The organism is Actinoallomurus acanthiterrae (genome assembly GCF_054775715.1).
On record NZ_BAAHCO010000001.1, the window covers coordinates 1627204 to 1650862 of the forward strand.

Consider the following 23659-nt stretch of genomic DNA (forward strand, 5'->3'; position numbering starts at 1 on the left):
GCCCCTCAGCCCTCGTGGGGCACTCTCGGGCGGGTGACCGGTACGACGGCGAGAAGACTTTCCAAGCCTTTGAAGTCGTCGGGGTTGGTGGTGAAAAGCGGGAGGTTCTCGGCGACGGCGATGGCGGCGATCATCAGGTCGGCAACGCGGCGGCGTGGCTTGCGCCCGGTGCTGATCACAGCGGCACAGACACGGCCGTAGATGCGGGCGGCTTCCGCGCTGAACGGAATGGGGTCGAATTCGTGCTCGGCGCGTTGCAGCACATCGAGGCGCCGGGCGCGTTCGGTGTGCTCGTCGTAGTCGTTCTGTTCGTCGTTGCGGCGTACTTCGTGGGGGCCGGCGGACAGCTCGGCCAGGGTGATGGCGGTGATCGCCATCTCGTCCGGCAGCTCCTCCGGATCCACCCACCGGCGCAGAATCATGATGTTGGTGTCCAGGAGCCCTTGGGCGTGGGTGGGCCGCTCAGCGCGCATAGGGATCGTCCGTGTAGAGGTCGGCAGTGACGTCCTGGTCGGCGCGGAAGGCCTCGAGGTCGATGTCGGGGGCAGACCTGGACATCGCGGCGAACTCCTGGCGGGAGACGAACCGGCGGCGCCGCCGCAGCGGAACGAGTTCACCGATCTGGTGTCCGTCGCGCGTGACGGTGAACGACTGGCCGCTTTGGACGGCGTCCATGATCTCCCTGGACCGGTTACGCAGGTCCCGCTGTGTGATCTCGGGCTGAGTATCCATAGGACCAGGTTAGAGCCTCGTGCTGCAGTGTGCTACCGGGTAGCACACGTGGATCCCTGGTGCAGCACAAGCGGCGCCGCGGCCCCGTGCTGGGAGACGCAGAGAGGCGTGATGGCCGACCAAGTATGGGCGCGGGGCCGACTTCGTGCGGGTCGGGCACCCCTACGCTGGTGTGGTGAGCCACTCGCCGTACACCGACCTCGACCGGCCGCCGCTGAACGAGCGGGCGCTGAACCGCGCCCTCGTCAGCCCGAACGGGCTGTGGCGCGAGATCCGGGTGGTGGCCGAGACCGGTTCGACCAACGCCGACCTGGCGGCGGCCGCCGGCGACGGCGCCGATGAGGGCCTGGTGCTCGTCGCCGAGGAGCAGACGGCGGGGCGCGGCCGCCTCGACCGGGCCTGGACCGCCCCGCCGCGTTCGGGGCTGGCCTTCTCGGTGCTCCTGCGCCCGCAGGTCCCGCTCGCCCGGCTCGGCTGGCTGCCGCTGATGGCCGGGGTGGCGGTGGTGACCGCGCTGCGCGGGTTCGCCGAGGTCGAGGGGGTCGAGCGGGGCGGGATGGCCGACGCCGCGCTGAAGTGGCCGAACGACGTGCTCATCCACGGCCGGAAGCTGGCCGGGATCCTCGCCGAGCGCGCGGGGGACGCCGTCGTGCTCGGCATCGGGCTCAACGTCAGCCTGCGCGCCGACGAGCTGCCCGTGCCGACCGCGACCTCCCTGGCGCTGGAGGGCGCTCCGACCGACCGCGACCCGGTGCTCCGCGCGATCCTGCGCGAGCTGGCGGCCCGCTACGTCGACTTCTGCGGGGAGTGGTTCGAGGGGTCCCTGCGGGACGAGTACCGCGAGGTGTGCGCGACGCTCGGCCGGCAGGTGCGCGTCGAGCTGCCCGGCGGCGCCCCGGGCGCGCCCGGCGGCGTCCTCACGGGCGAGGCCGTGGACGTCGACGAGAACGGGCGGCTGGTCGTCCGCGCGGCCGACGGCGACCACGCGCTCAGCGCCGGCGACGTCGTCCATGTCCGATAAGCCGGAATCGCCGTCGGGTACGGGGATCTCGCCGACGCGCAGGCACGATGCTCGGTACGCGGACCCAACTGGACCGGTCCGCGACACGCCGGTTTAATTGGGCTATCCCCATCCTCCGGAGGTCGTTGCATGGCCAGTGTGGCTGAGCTCAAGGGCGCCATCGCCCAGGCCGGCGAAGAGGCCGAACAGGCCGTGCAGCTGCTCGTCCAGGCCGGCGGCCGAGCCGAGTCGGCGCTGCAGTACCTGATCGCGGTGGCCCAGGGGAGCGAGCACGACGCGCTCAGCGGCGCGCTGGGCGCGATGGGGCAGGCGGTCGAGAGCATCGAGGAGACCCAGAGCCAGATCGGCGCCGCGATCGAAGAGGCGAACGCCTACGCCGAGGGGCTTTAACGCCGTCACATCCCAGACCGAGGTACCCGCCCACCGCCGTCTGCGTGAAAGCCGCAGGATCCCCACATGACGCTCAAGCCCGGCGATCTCGTTGCCGCCGTGCGCAAGGACATCCGGCAGGCACGCGGGGCGATCCGCGCCCGCCGGAGCGAGCTCGACGAGATGATCGCCCGCGCCGAGGCCGCGGTCGAGCAGGGCCGCCACGACGTCGCGGCGACGAGCGGGCCGGAGACGGCCGCGGCGGTCGACGGCTGGCGGGAGCTGGCCGGCGAGGCCGCCCCCGGCGCGGCGTCCGCCGCCTGGTCCGACTGGCCGGCCGAGCCGGAGCCCGCCGACGCCGGCCCGTGCCTGTACCGCGCCGGGACGGTCGCGGGGGACGTCCCCGCACTGATGCCGCTGCTGGACACCGGCCACCTGAAGATCACCGGCGGCCAGACGCCGCTGGCCGACGCGATCGTCGACTCGCTGCTCGTCCGGATCGTGGCGACGACGCGGCCCGGCTCCGTACGGGTCAGCCTGTACGACCCGCGGCGGCTCGGAGCGGGGCTGGGCGGCTTCCACGCCCTGTCCCGGCCGGGGCTGCTCACGGTCTACGGTGTGGAGGAGTTCAAGGACCTGCTCGGCTCGCTGGATCGTGACATCCGGCGGATCCAGCGCGACGTACTCGGCGGCGGGCACTCCTCGCTCGCGGCGCTCGCCGCGGCCACGGGCCGGCGGCCCGAGCCGTGGCAGGTCGTGATCGTGCAGAGCCCGGTGCGCGGGTTCCGGGACGACGAGATCGCCCACCTCAACAGCGTGCTGCACGCCGGGGCGGCCTGCGGCATCCACGTGGTGTGCCGCGACGTCCCCGTGGACGACGCGCCGGGCATCGAGACGGTCGACATCGCGGCGGACCGGCGCGTCACGACCTCGATGACGGGTGGGCTGGAGGTGACGGTCGAGCCGCCGCCTGCCGAGCTGGTCCGCGCGGTCTGCGAGCGGGCCGCCCGCTGGGCGGGCATCGAGCGCGACCCGCCGCGGTTCGCCGAGCTCGTCCCGCACCGGATGTGGAGCGAGTCGTCGGCGGCCGGGGTCCGGGCGCCCATCGGCGAGGACGTCGACCGGTACGAACCGGTCGAGGTCTTCCTCGGCGACGACCCGGTGCACGCGCTCGTCGGCGGACCGCCCGGCTCCGGCAAGACCAACTTCCTCTACGCGATGATCGGGTCGATGGCCGCCCGCTACTCGCCGGACGAGCTGGAGTTCTACCTCCTCGATTTCAAGGAGGGCGTGTCGTTCGCCCGCCTGGCCAGCGGCCGTACGGACAAGACGTGGCTGCCGCACGCCCGGCTCATCGGCGTGAACATCAACAACGACCGGGAGTTCGGCCTGGCGCTGCTGCGCTTCCTCTCCCGCGAGCTCGAACGCCGGGGCGCCGCCGCCCGCGAGCACGAGGTCACCAAGATCGAGGAGCTGCGGGCCGTCGACCCGGACGGGCACTGGCCGCGCATCGTCGCGGTGATCGACGAGTTCCAGGTGCTCATCCAGCAGCAGGGCAAGATCACCGACGAGTCGCTGTACCTCCTCAACGACCTGGCCCGCCGTGGCCGCTCGCAGGGCATCCATCTCGTCCTGGCCAGCCAGAACATCGGCGGTGTCCAGTCGCTGTGGGGGCGCGGGGCCATCCTCGACCAGTTCACGCTGCGGATCGCGCTGCCGAAGGCGCGCCGCATCCTCGCCGACGACAACCTCGCCGCGCTCCAGGTCGCGCGCTTCTGCGCGGTGGTCAACGCCGAGTCCGGGGCACGGCAGGCCAACCGCATCGCCCGGCTGCCGGACGCGGGGACGGCCGGGACGTTCGACGCGCTGCAGCGGGAGCTGTGGCAGCGCCGTCCCGAGCACCTCGAACCCCCGCGGATCTTCGACGGCGCGCACGTCCCGGAGCTGATGACCGCCCCGACCCTGCCGCCGGGGGAGAGCGCGGTCGGGCAGCGGATCGACCTGGCCGGCAGCGCCGCGACCGTGCGCTTCGACCGCGCGCCGGGCCGCAACCTCGCGGTCGTCGGCACCCGCGCCGACGAGGCGTACGACGTGCTGGCCTCGGCGGTGCTGTCGCTGGCCCGCGGGCACGCGCCCGGGTCGGCGGTCTTCCGGCTGTACGCGCTGGACGAGCAGCTGGAGCCCCGGGTCGGCCTGCTGCTGCGGCGCCTGGTCGACAACGGCCACGAGGCCGTCCTCGGCGGCGAGCTGCCCGAGGTCGCCGACCGGGCCGTGCCCGAGTACCTCGCGCTGTTCGCGGTGGACGCCGTGACCGCCCGCTCCGACGAGCAGCGCCGGTCGGTGCGCCGCCTGGTCGAGTACGGCCCGGAGCACCGTATGCACGTGCTCGGCTGGTGGCGTACGACCGACCGGCTCAAGGCCGACGTCGTCGAGCGCGTCGGGTCGGTGCGCAACATCGACGCGTGGGTCGCCCTGGACGTACGGGACAGCGAGCTGTCGCCGCTGCCGGGCGGCCAGATGCTGAGCTGGACCCCGCGCCGCCGCCGCGCCCTGTTCCACGATCAGCGCACCGGCGAGCCGCCCCAGCCGATCATCCCCTTTGAGGTCATGAGCGAGGCGGCGGAGGGCCGATGACGGATCCGCAGGCGGCACGGCGGGCGTACAAGGAGTACGCCGCGGAGGCCGGCCGGAGGCTGCTGGCGGCGGAGGAGGCCCGGCGCCGGCTCGACGAGGCCGAGGAGCGGCGGACCGAGGCGTACGCCTCGGTCGAGCAGGAGTGGGCGCGTCTCGACGGGCTGGAGGAACGGGCCGCCGGCGTCTGGCGGGAGCTGACGACGCGGTTCGGCCCCCACGCGGTGGGCGAGCTTCCCGATCCCGGCGACGACGTGCGACGGGACCAGGAGGCCGCGGAGCTGCTGGGCGACGCGCACCGGCGGGTGCGCGAACCCGTGCACTACCCCCTCACCGGCCGGTACATCCAGACGGCGGTGCTCGGGTTCGTCGCGGCCGTGCTGGTCACCGTGGTCGGCTTCGAGCTCGCGAAGGGCCTGCGCGACCTGGGCCAGGTGCGGCTCGTCCTGGCGTACGGGCCGGTGCTGGCGGCGCCGTTGATCGGTCAGCAGGCGGCCAAGGGCTGGATCCGGCTGCGCACGTCGCACGAGGAGCGGGAGTACGCCGTGGACACCGCGACCGGCGGGCTGGCCGGCGGCGGCGGCGTGTGGCTCATCGCGCTCATCTTCATCGTTGTCCACTTTGTGACGTGATCGACGCACTGCGCATCCATAGAGCGATGGTTTCTGCCAGGATTGCGCCATGGGTCTTGCGAAGAGCGCGTTGGGCGACGACGAAGAGATCGTCCTTGAATTCCACCCCCACTGGACGACGCTGGTCGGCACGATCTTCTGGGGGGTCGTCGCGATCGCCATCGCCGCCGTCGCGATCTTCTTCATCCCGGGCGGCAGCGCGCAGACGCTGATCCGCCTCATCATCGCGGCCGTGGGCCTCGTCGCGGTCCTCGTGGTCGGGCTGCTCCCGTTCCTGCGGTGGGTCACGACGTCGTACACGCTGACCAACCGGCGGTTCGCCATGCGTGACGGCATCCTGTCCCGCTCGCACCGCGACATCCCCCTCACGCGGGTCAACGACGTGTCGTTCCGGCAGAGCCTGATCCAGCGGATCCTGGGCAGCGGCACGCTCACCGTCGAGTCGGGCGGCGAGCACGGCCAGCTCGTGCTGAAGAACATCCCCCGCGTCGAGCACACCCAGAACCAGCTCTACCGCATCGTCGAGGAGCTGACCGACGGCGACGGCGTACGCCCGTAGATGAACGACGCGCCGGACCCGCGGGAGATCGAGGAGCTGCTCCTCGGCGGCGAGCTTCGCTACACCCGGATCGACGCGATCAAGCGGTCGAGGGTGTCGGAGGAGTTCACCCAGCGGCTCTGGCGCGCCTTCGGGTTCCCGCATCTCGCCGACGAGACGGTCGCCTTCACCGAAGGCGACCTCGACGCCCTCGTCCGGATCCGGGACCTCCTCCACGCGGGTCTGCTGGACGAGGACATGGTCCTTCGCATGGTCCGCGCGGTCGGCCAGACGATGGCGCGGCTCGCCGAATGGCAGATCGACATCATCGTCGGCGCGCTCACCGACCCCCTCGAGCCGCCGTCGCCCGAGGTCGTCCGCCTCATCATGGGTCACGCCCAGAACCACATCGCGGCGCTGGAGCCTCTCCTCGTCCACGCGTGGCGCCGGCAGCTCGCCGCCGCCGGCACCCGCGCGCTGACCGCCTCGACGGCGGAGGACGCCTTGCCGGGACGGCCACGGCGGGCCGTGGGCTTCGCCGACATCGTGGAGTTCACCGAGACCAGCCGGCACCTCGACGAGCGCGAGCTGGCCCGGCTGGTCGAACGCTTCGAGGAGACCGCCTCCGACATCGTCGCCGAGCACGGTGGCCGCTCGTCAAGACCCTGGGCGACGAGGTCCTCTACACCGCCGACACGCCCGCGCTGGGCGCGGAGATCGGGCTGCGCATCGCCGAGGCGATCCGCGCGGGCGGGGACACGGACGTGCGCGTCGGCATGGCGTACGGCCTGGTGCTCACGCTGATGGGCGACGTCTTCGGCACGACCGTGAACCTCGCGAGCCGGCTCACCTCGATCGCCCGGCCCCGCACCGTCCTCGCCGACGCCGGTCTGGCCGAGGCACTGCGCGGCGATGACGCGTACCAGCTCGTCCGCATCGGCCGCCGCCCGGCCCGTGGCCTCGGCATCGTCCAGCCGTACGTCGTCCGCCGAGCGCGTTAGCGGCCAGGTCCCCGCGGCATCGCCCCGGTAGGAGGCGACCACGCCCCCCAGGTACGGGTGCCATCCGTGCTCTCGGGGGTACGGCGCCGATCTCGAAGGCGTCGCGCCGGACCGAGTACGGACGTTCGGCGCACCCCTGGGCGCGGACCTGCGGCTAAAGCGCCGTAAGCTGGGGTTTTAGCCCGGTTGGCGGCGTCAAGTAACAGCTGGGCAACACTTTATTGGCTTTCCGTTCACGGAAAATGGGGATCATATACCTCATGAGTGTTGAACCAGAGCATTTCGCCCGATCTGCGGACGGACTCCCTGAAGATCGTTTCCTCGACCGGGAGGAGAGCTGGCTCCGGTTCAACCAGCGCGTTCTGGATCTGGCGGCCGACCCCTCCCTGCCGCTGCTCGAGCGGGTGAAGTTCCTCGCGATCTTCGCGACCAACCTCGACGAGTTCTTCATGGTCCGGGTCGCCGGGCTGGCCCGGCGCATGGCCACCGGCATCGCGGTCCAGTCCGCCAGCGGGCGGCAGCCCCGCGAGGTCCTCGCGCACACGTCCGAGGTGGCGCACGAGCTGATGCTCAAGCACGCGGCGCTGTTCCAGCAGGAGCTCCTCCCCGCCCTCGCCAAAGAGGGGATCGAGCTGCTGCGCTGGGACGAACTGGCCGACACCGAGAAGGAGAGCCTCAACCGCCTGTTCCGGCGGCGGATCTACCCGGTGCTCACCCCGTTGGTCGTCGACCCGGCGCACCCCTTCCCGTACATCTCCGGGCAGTCCCTGAACCTGGCCGTGCTGGTCCGCGACCCGCAGATCGGCGCGACGATGTTCGCGCGGGTCAAGGTGCCGGCGCTGCTGCCGAGGTTCCTGGAGGCGTCGCCGTCGCGGTTCGTCCCGCTGGAGGACGTGATCGCGGAGAACCTGCCCGAGCTGTTCACCGGCACCGAGATCATCGAGCACCACGCCTTCCGGGTCACCCGGAACCAGGACCTGGAGGTCGACGAGGACATCGCCGAGAACCTCCTCCAGGCCCTCGAACGCGAGCTGCTGCGCCGTCGCTTCGGCCCGGTCGTCCGCCTGGAGGTCGAAGAGTCGATCACCTCGGAGGTGCTCGACCTGCTGATGACCGAGCTGGAGGTCGACGAGCGTGCCGTCTACCGCGTGCCCGGCCCGCTCGACCTCGGCGGCCTGTTCGCCATCGCGGGACTGGACCGCGGCGAGCTGAAGTACACGCCGTTCGTGCCGTCGGAGGCCGCCCTGCCGCACGACGCGGACATCTTCGCCACCCTGCGCGACCACGACGTCCTCGTCCAGCACCCGTACGACTCGTTCACCACGAGCGTCGAGCGCCTGATCGAGGAGGCCGCCGCCGACCCGCAGGTCCTGGCGATCAAGCAGACGCTGTACCGCACCAGCGGCGACTCGCCGATCATCGACGCCCTCATCGACGCCGCCGAGGCGGGCAAGCAGGTCGTCGTGGTCGTCGAGATCAAGGCGCGGTTCGACGAGGAGGCCAACATCAGCTGGGCGCGCAAGCTGGAGCGCTCCGGCTGCCACGTCGTGTACGGCTTCGTCGGCCTCAAGACCCACTGCAAGGTCGCGCTGGTCGTCCGCGAGGAGTCCGACGGGACCCTCCGCCGCTACTGCCACATCGGCACCGGCAACTACAACCCCAAGACCGCCCGGATCTACGAGGACTACGGCCTGCTCACCGCCGACCCGGACGTCGGCCAGGATGCCAGCGCCCTGTTCAACCACCTCACCGGCTACTCGCGCGACATCGAGTACAAGCGGCTCCTCGTGGCCCCCGACTTCGTGCGCAGCGGCCTCGTCCGGCGCATCGAGCGGGAGGTGGAGCACCACCAGGCCGGCCGCCCGGCGCGCATCCGGATCAAGTCCAACGCGCTGGTCGACGAGGTGAGCATCGACGCGCTCTACCGGGCGTCGCAGGAGGGCGTGCCGATCGACATCTGGGTCCGCGGCATCTGCGCGCTCCGCCCCGGCGTGCCCGGCATGTCGGAGACGATCCATGTCCGCAGCACCCTCGGCCGGTTCCTCGAGCACTCCCGCGTGTACGCCTTCGAGAACGGTGGGGAGCACGAGGTGTGGATCGGCAGCGCCGACCTCATGCACCGCAACCTCGACCGCCGGGTCGAGACCCTCGTCCGAGTCACCGACCCGGCCCACTGCGCCGACCTCGTCGGCCGCTTCGAGCTCGCGATGGGCGTCGACACCAAGTGCTGGATCCTCGATGAGAACGGCGTTTGGACCCGGCATGAGGGGGACATCGACGTGCAGACTCAACTGATGCGCGCACGTCGCTGGAGGACTGTTGACGCCTGACCTGCCGGGGACCATCCGTGCCGCCGGTGCCGTGCTGTGGCACCCTGGCCCCGACGGGCGCCCGCTCGTCGCCCTCGTCCACCGCCCGCGGTACGACGACTGGTCGTTCCCCAAGGGCAAGGTCGACCGCGACGAGCACCTCGTACGCGCCGCCGCGCGCGAGGTCTGGGAGGAGACCGGGGTCTGGCCGGTGCTCGGCCGCCGGCTGCCCACGGTCCGCTATCCCCGGGGCGATCGGCCCAAACGGGTCGACTACTGGGCGGCCACCGGCGACGAGAGCCGGTTCGTGCCCAGCGACGAGGTCGACCGGGTCGACTGGCTGCCGCTCGACCAGGCGATGAAACGCCTCACGTACGAGCACGACCTCTGGGTCCTGCAGGCGTTCGCCGCCGGCCCTCTCCCGCACGACGCCGTACATCATCCTGCGGCACGCCGACGCGCTGGAGAAGCGTGACTGGCAGGACGACGACCTGCTGCGCCCCCTCGACGAGGAGGGCCGCGCCCAGGCGCAGCGGCTCGACGACGTCCTCACCTGCTACGGCCCCACCCGCGTGATCAGCTCGGCGACGGCGCGCTGCCTGGAGACGGTGCTGCCCTACGCTTCCAAGACCGGCTCCGAGGTCCGCACCGACTGGGCCGTCACCGTCGGCACCTCGAAGGCCCCGGGCGACCGCGTCGCCGAGTTCCTCGCCGACGGCGTCCCCGTCCTGATCTGCACCCACGGCGAGCTCGTCCCCGAGCTCGTCTCCCGCGTCTGCGAGGAGCTCGGCGCGATGCCTCCGGAGGAGCCCAGGCTCCCGAAGGGCGGCTTCTGGGTCTTCCAGGTCGCCGACGGCGCCCTCGCCTCCACCGAACACCACGCCTGCTGATTTGCCGGACCGTCAGCGCACGGTACGGAAGAAGGCGCGGATGTCGGCGACGAGCGGTTCGGGGGCCTGGAGAGAGGCGAAGTGGCCGCCGGTGTCGAACTCCGACCAGTGGGTGACGTTGTTCGACAGGGCCGCCAGCGCCCGGATCGCGCGGTCGCCGAGGAACTTGGCGACGCCGGTCGGCACTCCGGAGGAGGCCGGCCGCCAGCCGTCGGCGGCGATCTCGCGGTAGAGGCGTGCGGCGGAGCCGGCGGTGGAGGTCAGCCAGAAGGCGCTGACGTTCGTCAGCACGGCGTCCCGGCCGGCGAGCGGCTGCCGGGTCCGCGTTGGGTCGTGGTCGACGAACCACTCCAGGTTCCAGGCCAACTGCCCCGCCGGCGAGTCGTTCAGGGCGTACGCCACCGTCTGCGGGCGGGTGGACATCTGGGTGGCGTACCCCGAGTGGGCCTGCCACCAGGCCTGGTTCGCCTGGGCCTGCTCGCGTTCGGCGTCGGAGAGCAGGTCGAGTTCGTGCGGGCCCGCCGGGGCCGAGGCACCCACGAAGGCGTTGAGGTGGACGCCGATGACGTTCGCGGGAGCGACGCGGCCGAGCTCCGCGGAGACGAGGGAGCCGAAGTCGCCGCCCTGGGCGCCGTAGCGGTCATAGCCGAGGCGGCGCATGAGCTCGGCCCAGGCGCGTGCGACGCGGTTGCTCCCCCAGCCCTTCTCCCGGGTGGGGCCGGAGAAGGGGAATCCGGGTACGGAGGGGGCCACGACGTGGAACGCGTCGGCGGGGTCCGCGCCATGGGCGCGGGGGTCGGTGAGCGGGCCGATGATGTCCAGGAAGTCGGTCACCGTGCTCGGCCAGCCGTGCGTGACGATGAGCGGGACGGCGTCGGGCTCCGGAGAGCGTGCGTGCAGGAAGTGCACGTTCTGCCCGTCGATCGCCGTGGTGAACTGCGGCACCTCGTTCAGCCGCGTCTCGTGGGCCCGCCAGTCGTATCCGTCGAGCCAGTACTCGACCGTCTCCCGGAGGTAGGAGCGGGCGACGCCGTAGTCCCAGCCCACGCCGGGAAGTTCGTCGGGCCAGCGGGTCCGGGCGAGCCGGTCTCGCAGATCGTCGAGATCCGCCTGCGGGATGTCGATCTTGAATGGGTTGATCTCCATGGGTTTCCTCAGCCGTCGATCGCATCGTCCGAACGGGGACACGGTAGGGACCACTCAGGTCAGATACCGACCGCATTACGAGCCTGGGCTCCGTGCGGCGGCCGGTGACCAAGCGTTTCGAAACCGGGTTTCGGGCTCGCTGTGCAAGGTGATTCTGGTCGTCGCTCCCACGTACGACCTATCGTCGAGCGGCCGGTTCCCGGCGGAAAAGCCCCTCGTACCTCCAGTGACGGAGCAGTGATGTCCCACCATCTCGATTCGCCACTCGCCCGCCAGGATCCCCGCCTCGACATCAGCGATGTGTACGTCTTCCGCGGCGGGAGCGGGACCGTCTTCATCATGAACGTGAACCCGCTTTCCGGATCTGGCGGCTTCCACCCGGAGGGCCGGTACGAGTTCAGGATCGACACGGACGGTGACGCGATCGAGAATCGCACGTACGTCGTGACCTTCCGGGACCCGGAACCCGATGGTGATCAGGCATTCGAGGTACGACGGCTGGACGGCGCCGACGCGCGCGATCGGACCGCCCCCGGAGTCGTCGTGGGCCAAGGACGCACCGGCCGGGAGATCCGCGGGGCGGACGGCATGCGGATCTGGGCGGGCCCGGCGGCGGACCCGTTCTACATCAACGGGACCGTCGTCGGCGCGGTCAAACACGCGGTCGCGAACGGAACGCCGTTCGAGCCGTCCGCCGTGGACCACAGCGCGTCGGCGAACCTTTTCGCGGGCACCAATGTGTGCGCGATCGTCATGGAGGTTCCGGATCAGGCGTTCGACACGCCCGAGATCGGGTTCTGGGGGACGACGGCGCTGGCGACCGACGCGGGCGGCTGGGGCCAGGTGAATCGCTGCGCCACTCCACTGGTGAACACGATCTTCAATCCGGACGACTCTCAGCGTGCCGACGACTACAACACCACCCATCCCAGCCACGACAGGATGGTGCACGGCCCGCTCGTCGCCCATCTGGTCGCCAAGGTCGTCACGGCCATGGGAACCAGCGACGACCCGGCGGCGCACGCGCAGCGGGTGGCCGACACCCTCTTTCCGGACATCCTCCGGTACAGGCTCGGCACCACGGCCGACTTCGGGTTCGCCGGCCGTAACGGGCGGGGCCTCACCGAATGCGTACCGGAGGTGATGTTCTCCCTGGTACTGAACAGGGCCGTCCCACTGGGCATCGACGCCCGGTCCGCGGCGGGCGTCCCCGGCGCGGACTTCCCCTACCTGGCTCCGGCGGTGTAACGCCGGCCGTTCGGGCGGGGATTACCGTTGTCCGCGCGGACGCCGAACCGAAAGAGTGAACGGTTGCTCCTGGTGTTCGCGCCATTGTGAGGCTGGCCTGTGGTGCCCGGCCGTTCGAACGGCGGTCGCGCGGCGGACTGCACGTCGGATGCGGTGGGCCGTGGAAGAAGAGGATTCGCGTGCCGACGCTCAGCGCCCTCGTGCACCAGCTCGAGCCCAGGTTGCGGCTCCTTGTGGAGCCTGTCGACGAGACCGCGGAGGTGGAGTCCGCGGTCGTGCTCTCCGACGGGGATCCGCTGGGATGGCCGGACGCGGACCTGGTCGCGTTCTCGGGTGTCCTGGCGATCCTTTCGGTTCGTGCTGAACGCGGTGACGTGGCCGCGACCGTGCGGCGGCTCGGCGAGATCGGCGCCGCCGGTGTGGTCCTGGCCCGCGGCGTGACGGACTCGGCCGACATCGCCGAGTCCGCGCGTCACCATCACATCCCGTTGCTGGCCGCATCCGAGGACCCGCCCCACGTGTGGGCGGCGATCATGGCGGTGCTCCGGGAGGAGCGGAAGAACGACCACCGTCATGCGACGAACCTGCGGGAGCTGCACCGGGACGCGACGCTGCCGGGTGGCCTGGAGCGCCTCGTACGCCGGCTCGCGCAGCAGGTCGGGGGAAGCGTCGTGCTGCTCGACCAGACCGGCGAACCGCTGCACGCCTTTCCCCACCCTCCCGGCGACGTCCTCGACCAGGTCGCCCAGGACCTCGAGCGGGTGCGGAAGGGCGTGGTCCGAGCCGCCGCCGCCGATCTGGGCACCGGCGTCGTTCACATTCAGTCGATCGGCGAAGGAGAAGCGGGCACGATACTCGTCGTCGCGAAGGAGCAGCGGTTCTCTCCGGCTGTACGCAGCCTGATCATGGACGCGTCACGCCTCGTGGAGCTGCGGCGGCGGGTGGATTACACCGATCTTCAGGGACGCCGCCTGAATCAGGCGGAGGCGCATACCCGCGAGGCGGTGCTCCATCTGCTCATGGTCGGTCAGGTCGATGCCGCCCGCCGGATCTCCGGGGCGCTCGGGCCCCCGCTCGCCGACAGCGTGCGCGTCTATGTCGCGGAATGTCCGCCCGGCTTCCAGGGCCGCGCCGGCGCGTACTTCAACCAGGTGTCGGGCGGTCGGGCGTGGATCGTTCGGTGTCCGGTCTACACCGGGCACGTCATCGTCATCGGTCCGGCCGCCGACGAGGCGACCGAGACAGAGGAGGAGGCGCTGCGGACCTTTGCCGCCTTCTCCGGCAGCATCCACGTCGGTTGCAGCGGCATCGTCACGCTTCGGGAGATCGCTTCTGGATATTCGCAGGCGTTCCACGCACTCGCCGTGGCGCGTGGCAGTGCCGGGCGCTACAGCCGGTTCAGTCCGCGTGGTGATCTGGCCGGACTCCTGCGTCCTCGCGCGCAGGCGTGGGCGCGGGAGACGCTCGAGCCCCTGTCTCAGTACCGCCCCGACCGCGCTCAGGATCCCAACGGACCCGAGTTGATCGCCACGCTCCGCTCGTGGCTGGACTTCTACGGCGGTGCCGCACGTCAGCTGAAGATCCACCGCAACACGCTGGCCGCGCGGCTGCGTCACATCGAACGACTCCTCGGCAGTCCGCTGCATGACCTCCCGACCCAGGCGAGACTGCACCTGGCGCTACGCGTTCTCGACGGCGCGGGTGGCGGCGATCCCGTACCCGTCGACGTGCTCCTTGATGATCCCCACGTACGTCACTGGAGCCGGCTGCAGGTCTCGCCTCTGCTGGAAGGCGGCCGAGGGCTCCTGCTGCAGACGCTGCGCGTGTGGTTGGACCACGACGCCCGCCTCGAGTCGACGGCGTCGGCGCTCGGTATCTCGGTGCCCGGGACGCGGAAGCGACTCGGCCGGATCGAGGAGGTCCTCGAGCGCTCGCTGCTGCGCGGCCCCTCGGCACGTTATGACATGTGGTTCGCCCTCAGGGCGTACGACGGCTGACCGGGCCCCTGCCTGACGCAGCATTTCGTCACCAGGCCGGAGGCTCACCGTGCGAAGTGACCCTGGCCGGAATGCCGACCCTCTCCTATACATGGCTCTCTAAGGCGGCCCATGCCGACCGGCCCCCGCACCAAGGATGACGATTGTCTGAGCTTCAGCTGCCTCCTGCCGCCCCTGAACGCCGGGACCCCCGGCGCCACGCCAGGTCGCGTGGTCGCCGTGTACATCGACCGACCGACACTCGCACCTTCCAGCTGGGTGTTTCCGTCGTTCCCGCGATTCTCATGGTGTTCGTGGGGCTGGCCGCGGTGGCGGGACTTATCGGGATGGGAGCCTCGCCGTCGAAGGAGCGGCCGACTCTCATCATCGCCGCCGTGGGGGCGGTGGTCGTCATCTCTGGCGCAATTTTCGCGGCGGGTATGGCGACCCGGCGAGAACGGCGGATAATTGCCAATTTGTCGATTGGGTCTGCGGACCTGCAGCGGCGACTCGGCGAACTCGCGCCTTTGGTCTCTCGCGGCCGGGAGGACCTGCGGGTCCTGACAGAGCGCATCGCGGCCGGCGAGGTTCCCGCCCCCCGCGGCGTCGGCTCGCGAGCCGCCACGACCGCCGACCCGGTGACGTACCTCGCGCATGAGGCGCAGAGAGCGCATGAGGAGGCGTGGAATGCTCTCGTCAGTGCGGCGAGCGCGAAACCGGACGGCGGTCCCGCGCAGCGAGTCGAGGTCTTCGTCAACCTCTCGCGGCGGATGCAGACGCTCTCCCACCGGGCGATCCAGGGACTCGACGAGTTGGAGAACCAGGTGGAGGATCCGGATCTCCTCAAGGGCCTGTTCAGGGTCGATCACCTCGCCACGCGCCTGCGCCGGCAGGCCGAAAGCCTCGCCGTGATCGGCGGGGCTGCCCCGCGGCGTCAGTGGAGCAGGCCGGTCACCGTGTACGAGGTACTGCGCTCGGCCATCGCCGAGGTCGAGCACTACAGCCGGGTCAAAGTGGTGCCGCCGGTCGAGGGCGCACTGGACGGCGGCGCGGTCGCGGACGTCATCCATCTGCTCGCCGAGCTCGTCGAGAACGCCACCAGGTTCTCGCCTCCGGAAACGCAGGTCTACCTCCGCACCGGAGCCGTGACCGCAGGCCTGGTCGTCGAGATCGAGGACCGCGGCCTCGGCATACCGCGGGAGACCCAGCGCCGGCTGAACGACCTCCTCACCGGCGCGGAGCACATCGACACCGACGCGTTGGTGGAGGAGGGACGTATCGGCCTGCTCGTCGTGGCCGCTCTCTCGCAACGCCATGACGTCGCCGTCAGGTTGCAGACGAACATCTACGGCGGCACGCAGGCCGTCGTCGTGATCCCGAACGAGTTGATCGGTTCGGAACCGCCGAAGACCAGCGGTCAACCGGCGACGCCGCCCGCACCCGCGCCGGTCCCGTCAACCGCGGCATCAGGCGCATTCACCTCGTCACAGCCTCTCTCCGCAACGGGACCGGCCGCCGGGGTCCGACCCGGCGGCCGGTCCGACGCGTGGCAGGACGGCAGTGCCGACGCGTCCGTCCGGCACACGGATCGACAGCCCGCCCCCGCATCTCCGGCGAACGGTGATCGGCGCCCGGAACTACCGAGACGTCGCGCCCAGACCAACCTGGTCCCCGAACTGCGGAGCGCTCCCGCGCCGCGGGACGACGACGCGGATATCAGCCACAACCACGGGCTGATGGCGGCATTCCGCAAAGGGGTTCGCAGCGGCCGGGACGAGGACCTGACGGGCGAGCCCGGTGGAACGGCTTAAAAGAACATCAGCGAATCTGGAGGAACCCGCATTGAGCGCCGTCTCGCCGAACCAGTCGACGGATCTCGCCTGGCTGCTGAAGAACCTGGCCCAGGAAGTCCCGGACATTCGGGGCAGCGTGCTGCTGTCCTCGGACGGAATGGTGAAAGCCGCGCACGGCTTGGACCGGTCCGGCTCGGAGTATCTCGCGGCACTCGCCTCCGGGCTCTTCTCCATGGCACGGAGTGCCGGTACCAAATTCGATGGCCGGGGCGAAGTCCGCCAGGTCGTAGCCGAACTCCACCCCAGCCAGCTGTTCATCTCGTGGGCCGGTTTCAACTCGGTCCTCGCGGTGCTGGCGAAGGGGGAGGCCGACCCGGCCGTCGTCGGCTACGAGATGGCGCGCTTGATCAAAGCCGTCCGGCCGTTCCTGGACACGGCGGCCCGCACACCGTCCGCCACCCCTGCTGATCGAAGTCGATGAACGTGGCAGCCAGTGACGATGAGGTCTGGATCGACCACGCGGCCGGCCCACTGATCCGCCCGTACACGGTGAACGAGGGCCGCACCCGCCCCACCGTGGACCTGGACCTGCTCTCCTTGGTGGCCGGCACCGGCCGGGCCAGCCCGGACCTCGATCCAGAACACGTCAGGGTGCTCGAACTGTGCCATACGCCGCTCTCGGTCGCCGAGGTCGCGGCACGCATACGCCTTCCGGTAGTCGTCACAAAAGTTCTACTCGCTGATCTGGTGGACTGCGGAGCCATCGCCACCCAAGCCCCACCCAGCCTGGCCGGCGCCGTCGACCGGGCCCTACTGGAGAAGCTGCTCGATGGCCTACAACGAATCTGATGCCTTCCCCACCCAGGTCAAAATCCTGATAGCGGGTGGCTTCGGCGTCGGAAAGACGACCTTCGTCGGCGCGACGAGCGAGATCGAGCCGCTGAACACGGAAGAGCTCATCACCACGGCCAGCGCGGGCGTCGACGACCTCAGCGGGACAGAGGGCAAGTCGACGACGACCGTGGCCATGGACTTCGGCCGCATCACCATCGACCAGCACCGCATCGTGCTCTACCTGTTCGGAACCCCTGGACAGGAGCGATTCTGGTTCATGTGGGACGAGCTTTCCGCCGGGGCGCTGGGCGCCGTCGTCCTGGCCGATACCCGTCGTCTGGACGAATCCTTCGCCGCCGTCGACTTCTTCGAGAGCCGCGGCATCCCGTTCCTCGTCGCGGTCAACGAATTCGACGACGCGTTCCACTACGTCCCTGAAGAAGTGCGAGCAGCGCTCGAACTCGGCCCGAGCGTGCCGATCGTGTTGTGCGACGCGAGGGACCCCCGTTCCGCGACATCGGTCCTCCGGTCCCTGATCCAGCACCTCCTCACCACCGTGTACGTCGCGTCCGCCTGACGTGAGCTTCCGCAACCGACAGTCTGCGCTATTGGATGATTTCTTGAGGAGTTCGTGATGAGTCTTCCCCCCATCCGCCGTCTCGTGTCTCCCGTAGACACGGACGCGCATCGCCGTGCCGCCCGGCTACAGGAACTGGGTATCCGGGAAGAGCCCGACCCAGAATTCGATGAATTCGCCCGCGTCCTGGCCCAAGATCTGGATGCGCCCTTCGCGATGGTGAACATCATCGGCCCAGAACGACAGTACTTCGCCGGGCTGTACCCTTCCTCGCTCGACCGGGGCGTCGACCCGAGGACGGATCCATTCCGGACAATGGCGTGTGACGAGGGATACTGCATGTACGTGGTGACGCGGAAGCATGCCATGGCGCTGAACGAAGTAATGGACTACCACCTCTTCGCCGGCAATCCGGTGGTGGACCAAATCGGGGTACGCGCCTACCTGGGCGCGCCGCTGATGGACCAGGATGAAACCCTGGGCACCATCTGCGTCGTGGACACCAAGCCCCACGATTGGGGTTCGCAGGGAGTCGCGTTCATCAAGGCGCGGGCCGCCGCACTCGTGAAAAGGATCGAGCAGCGCGCCGGTCTACGGAACGGTCCCGGCACCTGGGCGACGAATTCTTTTAGAGAACATGGATGACCTGGTCCGACTGGGCCGTCACCGTCGGCGCCTCGAAGGCCCCGGGCGGTGCGGCCGGGCGGACCATTGAAAGAAATGAAATCCGCACGCCTGCGTCCGCAGCATCCACCCCGCCCTGACCAGCGACGTCATGAAGCTCCGGCCGGGATGTGTCAGACGCATTGACACGACGGGCTCGGTGCTCATACTCCCGCTAAGAATTCAGTATCTCGAGCTGTGTTCGGGATGCCGAATCCGCCGGGAGTGAGGCGGAAGCCGAATCTCGCTTCCGGGAAACCTCACGCGCAGAGAATGGGAGTTCACGCGTGCGACAGGGCAACTCTCCACTTCGTCGGTGGTGGTGGCTGATGGTCACGGCCGCCGGCGTCATCGCGCTCACACTCACCGGCACCGTCGCGGTCGGGGCGCGGATGGCATCGTCGGCCGCAGCGGGCTGCCGGGTCGACTACTCGGTCAGCTCGCAGTGGTCCGGGGGCTTCGGCGCCAGCGTGACGGTCACCAATCTCGGTGATGCGGTCAACGGCTGGCAGCTGACCTGGAGCTTCCCGGCCGGGCAGACCATCACCCAGCTGTGGAACGGGTCGTACAGCCAGTCGGGTGCGCAGGTGACCGTCACCAACGCCTCGTACAACGGCAGCATCGCCAGCGGGGGCAGCGCCGCCTTCGGGTTCAACGGCACGTGGAACGGCAGCAACCCGGTCCCCGCCGACTTCGCGCTGAACGGCACGACCTGCACCGGCGGCGTCTCCGGGACGCCGACCCCGCCACCCTCGTCGTCGAACCTGCCGTGTGACGTCTATGCCACCGGCGGCACCCCGTGTGTGGCGGCGCACAGCACGACCCGCGCGCTGTACGCCTCCTACAACGGTTCGCTGTACCAGGTGCGCCGTTCCTCGGACAACACCACCCGCGACATCGGGGTACTGTCCGCGGGCGGGGTCGCCGACGCCGCCGCGCAGGACTCGTTCTGTTCCGGTACGAGCTGCGTCATCACGATCATCTACGACCAGTCCGGCCGGGGGAACAACCTGACCCAGGCGCCCGGGGGCGGGGCGGCCGGCGGCCCGGACAACCTCGCCAACGCGACCGCGGCACCCACCACTCTGAACGGCCACAAGGCCTACGGCGTGTACGTCGCCGCGGGCACCGGCTACCGCAACAACCGCACCAACGGCATCGCGACCGGAGACCAGGCCGAAGGCGAGTACGCGATCTTCGACGGCACGCACTACAACGGCGGGTGCTGCTTCGACTACGGCAACGCCGAGACCAGCAGCAACGACACCGGCAACGGCCACATGGAGGCCATCTACTTCGGCAACATCAAGGTCTGGGGCTACGGCGCGGGCAACGGTCCGTGGATCATGGCCGACCTGGAGAACGGCCTGTTCTCCGGCGTGAACCAGCATTACAACGCCAATGACCCCACGATCAACTACCGGTACACCACCGCCATCGTCAAGGGCGAGCCGAACCACTGGTCCATCCGAGGTGGCAACGCTCAGTCGGGCGGTCTGTCCACGTTCTACAACGGCGTGCGCCCCAACGTCTCGGGCTACAACCCGATGCACAAGGAGGGCGCCATCATCCTGGGCATCGGCGGCGACAACAGCAAGGGCTCGGCCGGCACCTTTTATGAAGGCGTCATGACCTCCGGCTACCCGACCGACGCCACCGAGAACGCGGTACAGGCGAACATCGTCGCCGCCGGCTACCGCTGACCCCACGGCGGCCGTCACCCGGACGCCGTTCACGTCCGGCTGGCGGCCGCTTTCGCGGTGACCGGTGTCGGAGGTCCTGCCTAGGCTTGGCCGCCATGGATCTGGAACTTTCGGGGCGGCGAGCGCTGGTGACGGCGAGCAGCGGCGGCATCGGGGCGGTGGTGGCTCGGCGTTTGGCCTCTGAGGGATGTGCGGTGCTGGTGCACGGCCGTGACGGCGCGCGCGCCATGGAGGTCGCCGACGGCGTGCGCGCCGGCGGTGGGGAAGCCGAGATGGTGCTGGGCGATCTCACCGACGAGGAGGCCGCCGCGGAGGTGGCCGCGCGGGCCCGTTCCTGGGGAGCGGACATCCTGGTCAACAACGCCGGGCCGTTCGCCGAGCACGACTGGGAGACCGCCGAGCCGTCGGCGTGGCTGGAGGCGATGAACGGCAACGTCGTCTCGGCGGTACGGCTGATCCGCGTGCTCGCGCCGCCGATGCGTGAGCGCGGCTGGGGGCGGATCATCAATCTGGGGAGTCGTGCGGCGACGACGCCGCTGCCGAACATGGTCGAGTACTCCGCCGCGAAGGCCGCCGTGGTCAACATGAGTACCGGGCTGGCCCGTCATCTCGCCGGCTGGGGATCACGGCGAACACCGTGAGCCCTGGTGTGATCGTCACCGACGGCATGCGGCGCATGTTCGAGAACCGCGCCGCGGCGCAGGGCCGGCACCTTGGGCCGAGTTGGAGCCGCAGGTGCTGGCCGAGTACGCGCCGAACCCCAGCGGACGGCTTGGTACCGCCGATGACGTCGCAGCCGCGGTGGCCTTTTTGGCCAGTCCGCTGGCCGGTTACATCAACGGCATCGATCTGCGCGTCGACGGCGGCATCACTCCGGTGCCGTAAGGCATGACCGCCAACTGTCAATGAGGCTTTCAAGGTCTCTCATGGCGGCGACATCGCCGTGCCGGCCGGAAACGCACGGCGCGGCGATGCCCTGTGCCCAAGACCGCGGTCATCTCGCCCCGAGAAGCCGGCGCAGCGCGGTCGGTGTGCGTCCCAGGTGTTCGCGGACGGTGCGGGTCAGGTGCGCCTGGTCGGCGAAACCGAGCTCGGCGGCCAGCTCGGCGAGGCCGGTCTCGTCCTGCGCGAGGCGGTCCATGGCCCGGCCGACGCGGACCCGGTTGCGGTAGCGGGTCAGCGACACGCCCATCTGCTGGGAGAACACCCGGCTCAGCCGGTACGGCGAGACCTTCAGAAGGTCGGCCAGCGGGAATAGCCCCGCCGCCTCCGGTGCTCCCTCGATGATCGCCTCCCGGGCAGCCGCGGCGAGTGCGCGGTCGGCGGGTCGCGGCCGCTCGGCCGGCCGCCGGACGGCGGCCGCGACGAGACGCAGCAGCCCCTCCGCCAGCGCATAGTCGATGTCGCCGCCTCCCGCGGCGGCGAGGAGCCGGCGGTGAGCCAGATCGACGCGGGCGTCGACGTACACCGTCCCGTTCGTCCGGCCTTCCCACAGCGCCGGCGTGAAGCTCACCGAGGTACAGACATCGCCGCCGGCGGGGTGGGCGAAGCGTTCCTCCTCACCCGGCGTTCCCAGGTAGCCGACGGTCGGGTCCAGGTCGGCCTCGGCGCCGTCGGCCCACCGCCGGAACCGTCCCCGGCGGACGAGCACCATGCGGTGGTCGCCGCGTGCCTCCGGCTCCGACCATCGCGTGTGATCGGCCCGGCAGCCCACCGCGCTCACGGTGAAGTCGGGCCGGGCGGCGAGGGTCACGGGCGACAACACGCCGTCGACCGTACGCGGCGGGTGTGACGGAAACGCCCCGCAAGGATCTTCAAGACCCCGCGGTGCTCCGGAGCGGATGCTGGGCGGGCAAGCCGACGACATCGAAGGAGTCATCGATATGGCCGTCAACGCGACGCTCACCGCGATCATCATCGACTGCGCCGCCCCCAAGGCGCTCGCCGAGTTCTACCGGCACCTCACCGGCTGGCCGATCACGCATAGCGACGACGACACCGCCTACCTGGGCGAGGGACCCGTGCAGCTCGCCTTCCAGCGGGTCGACGGCTACCAGGGGCCGGGATGGCCGGACGCCGCCAAGCACGCCCACCTCGACTTCGCGGTCGCCGACGTGGACGTCGCGACCAAGGAACTGCTGGCATCGGGCGCGACCAAGCCCGACTTCCAGCCCGGCGAGGACCAGTGGACGGTCCTCGCCGACCCCGAAGGCCACCTGTTCTGCATCGCGGCGGCCTGAACGGAACACCGACGGCGCACCCCGCGTGAGTCGCGACCTTCGCGAGGCGTGCGCCGTGCGGTGACGATCGTCAGGAGTCGGGGAAGAGCCAGAGGCCCTGGTCGGCGGCGGCGCGTACGAACGCGGCGAGGGCCTCGATGCCGCTCAGGGGGACGACCGTGGTGCCGTCGAGCTGGACCTTGTCCGTGCCGGCGGCGAGGGCGTCGGTCAGCCACCGGGCCAGGCGCCCGTCGAGGTCGCGGACCTGCGCGGGGTCGTGCAGCTCGTACAGGTTCATGCCGAGGGTGCCGCTGACCCACTCCCGGTACACCTGGCCGCGGAATCCGGTGAAGTCGCCGTCGGAGGGCCAGAACAGGCCCTCGGGGTAGTCGCGGGGGATGTCCTCGAACGGGTCGAGGTCGGTAGGGCCATCCCACTCCCACGTGACGGGCGTCTCCAGCGTGTCGTGCCCCGTCACCGCCGGGTCTCCCGGGCGGACGGCGTAAACATCGAGTCCCATGGTTCCCGATCGTTGCACATTGTGATCACTTGTGCGGGAAAACGCCGCGCCGTCCTGAGGCGTACGGCCGAATCCCGGTCCTACCAGGGGAGGGGGCCGTCGGCGGCGAAGTAGCCTCCGGTCGGGCCGTCGGGGCCCACCTGCGCCATCCGGACGATGATCTCGGCGCCCTCCTCGACGGTCTGCGTGCCCGTGTTCCCATTCAGGTCCGTCTTGGTGTAGCCGGGCTCCACCGCGTTGATCCGCAGGTTCGGGAACGCCTTGGCGTACTGCACGGTGATCATGTTGACCGCGGCCTTCGACGCGGGGTAGGCGACCCCCGGGTAGGCGTACGCGGGTGTGTCCGGATCGGTGACCAGGGCCAGCGAGGCCAGGCCGCTGCTGACGTTGACCACCACCGGTGAGGCGGACCGCCGCAGCAGCGGCAGGAACGCGTGGGTGACGCGGACCACCCCGAAGACGTTGGTCTCGAACACCTGCCGCGTGGCGTCGGCGGTCACGTCCGCCGCGCCGGCCACCGTGTTCCCTTCGCCGCGCGCTTCGATGCCGGCGTTGTTGACCAGTACGTCCAGCCCGCCGTCGGCCTCGATGGCCTTCGCAGCGGCGGCGACGGACGCGTCGTCGGTGACGTCCAGCTGGACCAGCCGCGCGCCCAGCCGCTCGGCGGCCCGGCGTCCGCGTTCGGCGTCCCGGCTGCCGATGTAGACGGTGTGGCCCGCCGCGATGAGCCGGCGGGCGGTCTCGTAGCCGAGGCCCTTGTTCGCTCCTGTGATGAGTGTCGTCGTCATGACTCCAGACTGCGGCCTGGCGATGCGGTCAGCCAGCGCCCCTGCCTTCCTGGGACCATCGGTACCAGG

27 protein-coding genes are annotated in these 23659 nt (G+C 70.3%); 21 read left to right on the forward strand and 6 right to left on the reverse strand.

All coding sequences use genetic code 11. The annotated features are described in order from the left end of the window. Positions 1-5: 5 nt before the first annotated feature. Both ACYVF7_RS08100 and ACYVF7_RS08105 read right to left on the reverse strand, forming a co-directional pair. The gene (locus ACYVF7_RS08100; RefSeq protein ID WP_460337181.1) at positions 6-473 is read right to left on the reverse strand and encodes a PIN domain-containing protein; all 468 of its coding nucleotides are present in this window, start codon (positions 471-473) and stop codon (positions 6-8) included. After that, positions 463-732: a type II toxin-antitoxin system Phd/YefM family antitoxin gene (locus ACYVF7_RS08105; RefSeq protein WP_460337184.1), complete on the reverse strand. Its 270-nt coding sequence runs from the start codon at positions 730-732 to the stop codon at positions 463-465. Before ACYVF7_RS08105 ends, ACYVF7_RS08100 begins: the two co-directional genes overlap by 11 nt. Positions 733-907: 175 nt before the next feature. Here ACYVF7_RS08105 and ACYVF7_RS08110 point away from each other — a divergent pair, with 175 nt between their 5' ends. From ACYVF7_RS08110 to ACYVF7_RS08155, 10 genes are all read left to right on the forward strand, one after another. After that, on the forward strand, positions 908-1753 hold the full coding sequence (locus tag ACYVF7_RS08110; RefSeq protein WP_460337187.1) for a biotin--[acetyl-CoA-carboxylase] ligase: 846 nt from the start codon (positions 908-910) through the stop codon (positions 1751-1753). Positions 1754-1882: 129 nt separating this feature from the next. Continuing rightward, a complete protein-coding gene (locus ACYVF7_RS08115) occupies positions 1883-2143 on the forward strand; it encodes a hypothetical protein (RefSeq protein ID WP_360893109.1) in 261 nt (86 codons plus the stop codon). Positions 2144-2209: 66 nt separating this feature from the next. Beyond that, on the forward strand, positions 2210-4756 hold the full coding sequence (locus ACYVF7_RS08120; RefSeq protein ID WP_460337190.1) for an FtsK/SpoIIIE domain-containing protein: 2547 nt from the start codon (positions 2210-2212) through the stop codon (positions 4754-4756). Beyond that, the gene (locus tag ACYVF7_RS08125) at positions 4753-5385 is read left to right on the forward strand and encodes a hypothetical protein (RefSeq protein WP_460337193.1); all 633 of its coding nucleotides are present in this window, start codon (positions 4753-4755) and stop codon (positions 5383-5385) included. The genes ACYVF7_RS08120 and ACYVF7_RS08125 overlap by 4 nt, the downstream gene beginning before the upstream one ends. Before the next feature lie 49 nt (positions 5386-5434). Beyond that, positions 5435-5944, forward strand: a complete 510-nt coding sequence (locus ACYVF7_RS08130; protein ID WP_460337196.1) for a PH domain-containing protein — start codon at positions 5435-5437, stop codon at positions 5942-5944. Continuing rightward, positions 5945-6727, forward strand: a complete 783-nt coding sequence (locus ACYVF7_RS08135) for a hypothetical protein (protein ID WP_460337199.1) — start codon at positions 5945-5947, stop codon at positions 6725-6727. Then, entirely contained in the window at positions 6688-6924 is a 237-nt protein-coding gene (locus tag ACYVF7_RS08140) for an adenylate/guanylate cyclase domain-containing protein (protein WP_460337202.1), read from the forward strand. Before ACYVF7_RS08135 ends, ACYVF7_RS08140 begins: the two co-directional genes overlap by 40 nt. Positions 6925-7184: 260 nt before the next feature. Further along, positions 7185-9254 carry an RNA degradosome polyphosphate kinase gene (locus tag ACYVF7_RS08145; protein ID WP_460337205.1) on the forward strand — a complete coding sequence of 690 codons (2070 nt, stop codon included), beginning with the start codon at positions 7185-7187 and terminating at the stop codon, positions 9252-9254. Further along, positions 9244-9708: an NUDIX hydrolase gene (locus tag ACYVF7_RS08150; RefSeq protein WP_460337208.1), complete on the forward strand. Its 465-nt coding sequence runs from the start codon at positions 9244-9246 to the stop codon at positions 9706-9708. The genes ACYVF7_RS08145 and ACYVF7_RS08150 overlap by 11 nt, the downstream gene beginning before the upstream one ends. Positions 9709-9727: 19 nt before the next feature. Next, a complete protein-coding gene (locus ACYVF7_RS08155) occupies positions 9728-10123 on the forward strand; it encodes a SixA phosphatase family protein (protein WP_460357830.1) in 396 nt (131 codons plus the stop codon). Between the two features lie 12 nt (positions 10124-10135). Here the strand turns inward: ACYVF7_RS08155 and ACYVF7_RS08160 are convergent, their stop codons facing one another. Then, positions 10136-11269: an epoxide hydrolase family protein gene (locus ACYVF7_RS08160; RefSeq protein ID WP_460337211.1), complete on the reverse strand. Its 1134-nt coding sequence runs from the start codon at positions 11267-11269 to the stop codon at positions 10136-10138. Positions 11270-11509: 240 nt separating this feature from the next. On the opposite strand from ACYVF7_RS08160, the gene ACYVF7_RS08165 reads away from it, so the two are divergent. The 10 genes from ACYVF7_RS08165 (at position 11510) to ACYVF7_RS08210 (ending at position 20948) form a co-directional block, all read left to right on the forward strand. Beyond that, positions 11510-12517, forward strand: a complete 1008-nt coding sequence (locus tag ACYVF7_RS08165) for a DUF4331 family protein (RefSeq protein WP_460337214.1) — start codon at positions 11510-11512, stop codon at positions 12515-12517. A 179-nt stretch (positions 12518-12696) separates the two neighbouring features. After that, the gene (locus ACYVF7_RS08170) at positions 12697-14514 is read left to right on the forward strand and encodes a helix-turn-helix domain-containing protein (RefSeq protein WP_460337215.1); all 1818 of its coding nucleotides are present in this window, start codon (positions 12697-12699) and stop codon (positions 14512-14514) included. Between the two features lie 455 nt (positions 14515-14969). Further along, positions 14970-16304, forward strand: coding sequence for a sensor histidine kinase (locus ACYVF7_RS08175; RefSeq protein WP_460337216.1), 1335 nt, complete (start codon positions 14970-14972; stop codon positions 16302-16304). A 31-nt stretch (positions 16305-16335) separates the two neighbouring features. Then, positions 16336-16767, forward strand: a complete 432-nt coding sequence (locus tag ACYVF7_RS08180) for a roadblock/LC7 domain-containing protein (protein ID WP_460337219.1) — start codon at positions 16336-16338, stop codon at positions 16765-16767. Next, the gene (locus ACYVF7_RS08185; RefSeq protein ID WP_460337222.1) at positions 16764-17135 is read left to right on the forward strand and encodes a DUF742 domain-containing protein; all 372 of its coding nucleotides are present in this window, start codon (positions 16764-16766) and stop codon (positions 17133-17135) included. The genes ACYVF7_RS08180 and ACYVF7_RS08185 overlap by 4 nt, the downstream gene beginning before the upstream one ends. Next, positions 17116-17697 carry a GTP-binding protein gene (locus ACYVF7_RS08190; protein ID WP_460337225.1) on the forward strand — a complete coding sequence of 194 codons (582 nt, stop codon included), beginning with the start codon at positions 17116-17118 and terminating at the stop codon, positions 17695-17697. The genes ACYVF7_RS08185 and ACYVF7_RS08190 overlap by 20 nt, the downstream gene beginning before the upstream one ends. Before the next feature lie 57 nt (positions 17698-17754). After that, positions 17755-18342 carry a GAF domain-containing protein gene (locus tag ACYVF7_RS08195; RefSeq protein WP_460337228.1) on the forward strand — a complete coding sequence of 196 codons (588 nt, stop codon included), beginning with the start codon at positions 17755-17757 and terminating at the stop codon, positions 18340-18342. A 305-nt stretch (positions 18343-18647) separates the two neighbouring features. Next, on the forward strand, positions 18648-20063 hold the full coding sequence (locus ACYVF7_RS08200) for an arabinofuranosidase catalytic domain-containing protein (protein WP_460337231.1): 1416 nt from the start codon (positions 18648-18650) through the stop codon (positions 20061-20063). A 95-nt stretch (positions 20064-20158) separates the two neighbouring features. After that, complete coding sequence (locus tag ACYVF7_RS08205) at positions 20159-20704, forward strand: SDR family NAD(P)-dependent oxidoreductase (RefSeq protein WP_460337234.1); 546 nt, start codon at positions 20159-20161, stop codon at positions 20702-20704. A 94-nt stretch (positions 20705-20798) separates the two neighbouring features. Beyond that, positions 20799-20948, forward strand: coding sequence for an SDR family oxidoreductase (locus tag ACYVF7_RS08210; RefSeq protein ID WP_460337237.1), 150 nt, complete (start codon positions 20799-20801; stop codon positions 20946-20948). A 109-nt stretch (positions 20949-21057) separates the two neighbouring features. On the opposite strand, the gene ACYVF7_RS08215 is transcribed toward ACYVF7_RS08210, so the two are convergent. Next, positions 21058-21828, reverse strand: coding sequence for a helix-turn-helix domain-containing protein (locus ACYVF7_RS08215; RefSeq protein WP_460337240.1), 771 nt, complete (start codon positions 21826-21828; stop codon positions 21058-21060). Positions 21829-21946: 118 nt separating this feature from the next. Here ACYVF7_RS08215 and ACYVF7_RS08220 point away from each other — a divergent pair, with 118 nt between their 5' ends. Beyond that, positions 21947-22303 carry a VOC family protein gene (locus ACYVF7_RS08220; RefSeq protein ID WP_460337243.1) on the forward strand — a complete coding sequence of 119 codons (357 nt, stop codon included), beginning with the start codon at positions 21947-21949 and terminating at the stop codon, positions 22301-22303. Between the two features lie 70 nt (positions 22304-22373). Here ACYVF7_RS08220 and ACYVF7_RS08225 read toward each other — a convergent pair whose 3' ends face one another. After that, the gene (locus ACYVF7_RS08225) at positions 22374-22802 is read right to left on the reverse strand and encodes a hypothetical protein (protein WP_460337246.1); all 429 of its coding nucleotides are present in this window, start codon (positions 22800-22802) and stop codon (positions 22374-22376) included. 80 nt (positions 22803-22882) lie between these two features. Then, complete coding sequence (locus ACYVF7_RS08230; RefSeq protein ID WP_460337249.1) at positions 22883-23590, reverse strand: SDR family NAD(P)-dependent oxidoreductase; 708 nt, start codon at positions 23588-23590, stop codon at positions 22883-22885. Positions 23591-23659 lie beyond the last annotated feature (69 nt).

Bases quoted from the DNA above. Each gene is read 5' to 3' on its own strand.
- ACYVF7_RS08190 (WP_460337225.1), top strand. From the start codon at position 17,116: ATGGCCTACAACGAATCTGATGCCTTCCCCACCCAGGTCAAAATCCTG.
- ACYVF7_RS08145 (WP_460337205.1), top strand. From the start codon at position 7,185: ATGAGTGTTGAACCAGAGCATTTCGCCCGATCTGCGGACGGACTCCCT.
- ACYVF7_RS08120 (WP_460337190.1), top strand. From the start codon at position 2,210: ATGACGCTCAAGCCCGGCGATCTCGTTGCCGCCGTGCGCAAGGACATC.
- ACYVF7_RS08130 (WP_460337196.1), top strand. From the start codon at position 5,435: ATGGGTCTTGCGAAGAGCGCGTTGGGCGACGACGAAGAGATCGTCCTT.
- ACYVF7_RS08160 (WP_460337211.1), bottom strand. From the start codon at position 11,269: ATGGAGATCAACCCATTCAAGATCGACATCCCGCAGGCGGATCTCGAC.
- ACYVF7_RS08185 (WP_460337222.1), top strand. From the start codon at position 16,764: ATGAACGTGGCAGCCAGTGACGATGAGGTCTGGATCGACCACGCGGCC.
- ACYVF7_RS08205 (WP_460337234.1), top strand. From the start codon at position 20,159: ATGGATCTGGAACTTTCGGGGCGGCGAGCGCTGGTGACGGCGAGCAGC.
- ACYVF7_RS08135 (WP_460337199.1), top strand. From the start codon at position 5,945: ATGAACGACGCGCCGGACCCGCGGGAGATCGAGGAGCTGCTCCTCGGC.
- ACYVF7_RS08125 (WP_460337193.1), top strand. From the start codon at position 4,753: ATGACGGATCCGCAGGCGGCACGGCGGGCGTACAAGGAGTACGCCGCG.
- ACYVF7_RS08105 (WP_460337184.1), bottom strand. From the start codon at position 732: ATGGATACTCAGCCCGAGATCACACAGCGGGACCTGCGTAACCGGTCC.
- ACYVF7_RS08100 (WP_460337181.1), bottom strand. From the start codon at position 473: ATGCGCGCTGAGCGGCCCACCCACGCCCAAGGGCTCCTGGACACCAAC.
- ACYVF7_RS08195 (WP_460337228.1), top strand. From the start codon at position 17,755: ATGAGTCTTCCCCCCATCCGCCGTCTCGTGTCTCCCGTAGACACGGAC.
- ACYVF7_RS08225 (WP_460337246.1), bottom strand. From the start codon at position 22,802: ATGGGACTCGATGTTTACGCCGTCCGCCCGGGAGACCCGGCGGTGACG.
- ACYVF7_RS08220 (WP_460337243.1), top strand. From the start codon at position 21,947: ATGGCCGTCAACGCGACGCTCACCGCGATCATCATCGACTGCGCCGCC.
- ACYVF7_RS08165 (WP_460337214.1), top strand. From the start codon at position 11,510: ATGTCCCACCATCTCGATTCGCCACTCGCCCGCCAGGATCCCCGCCTC.
- ACYVF7_RS08230 (WP_460337249.1), bottom strand. From the start codon at position 23,590: ATGACGACGACACTCATCACAGGAGCGAACAAGGGCCTCGGCTACGAG.
- ACYVF7_RS08115 (WP_360893109.1), top strand. From the start codon at position 1,883: ATGGCCAGTGTGGCTGAGCTCAAGGGCGCCATCGCCCAGGCCGGCGAA.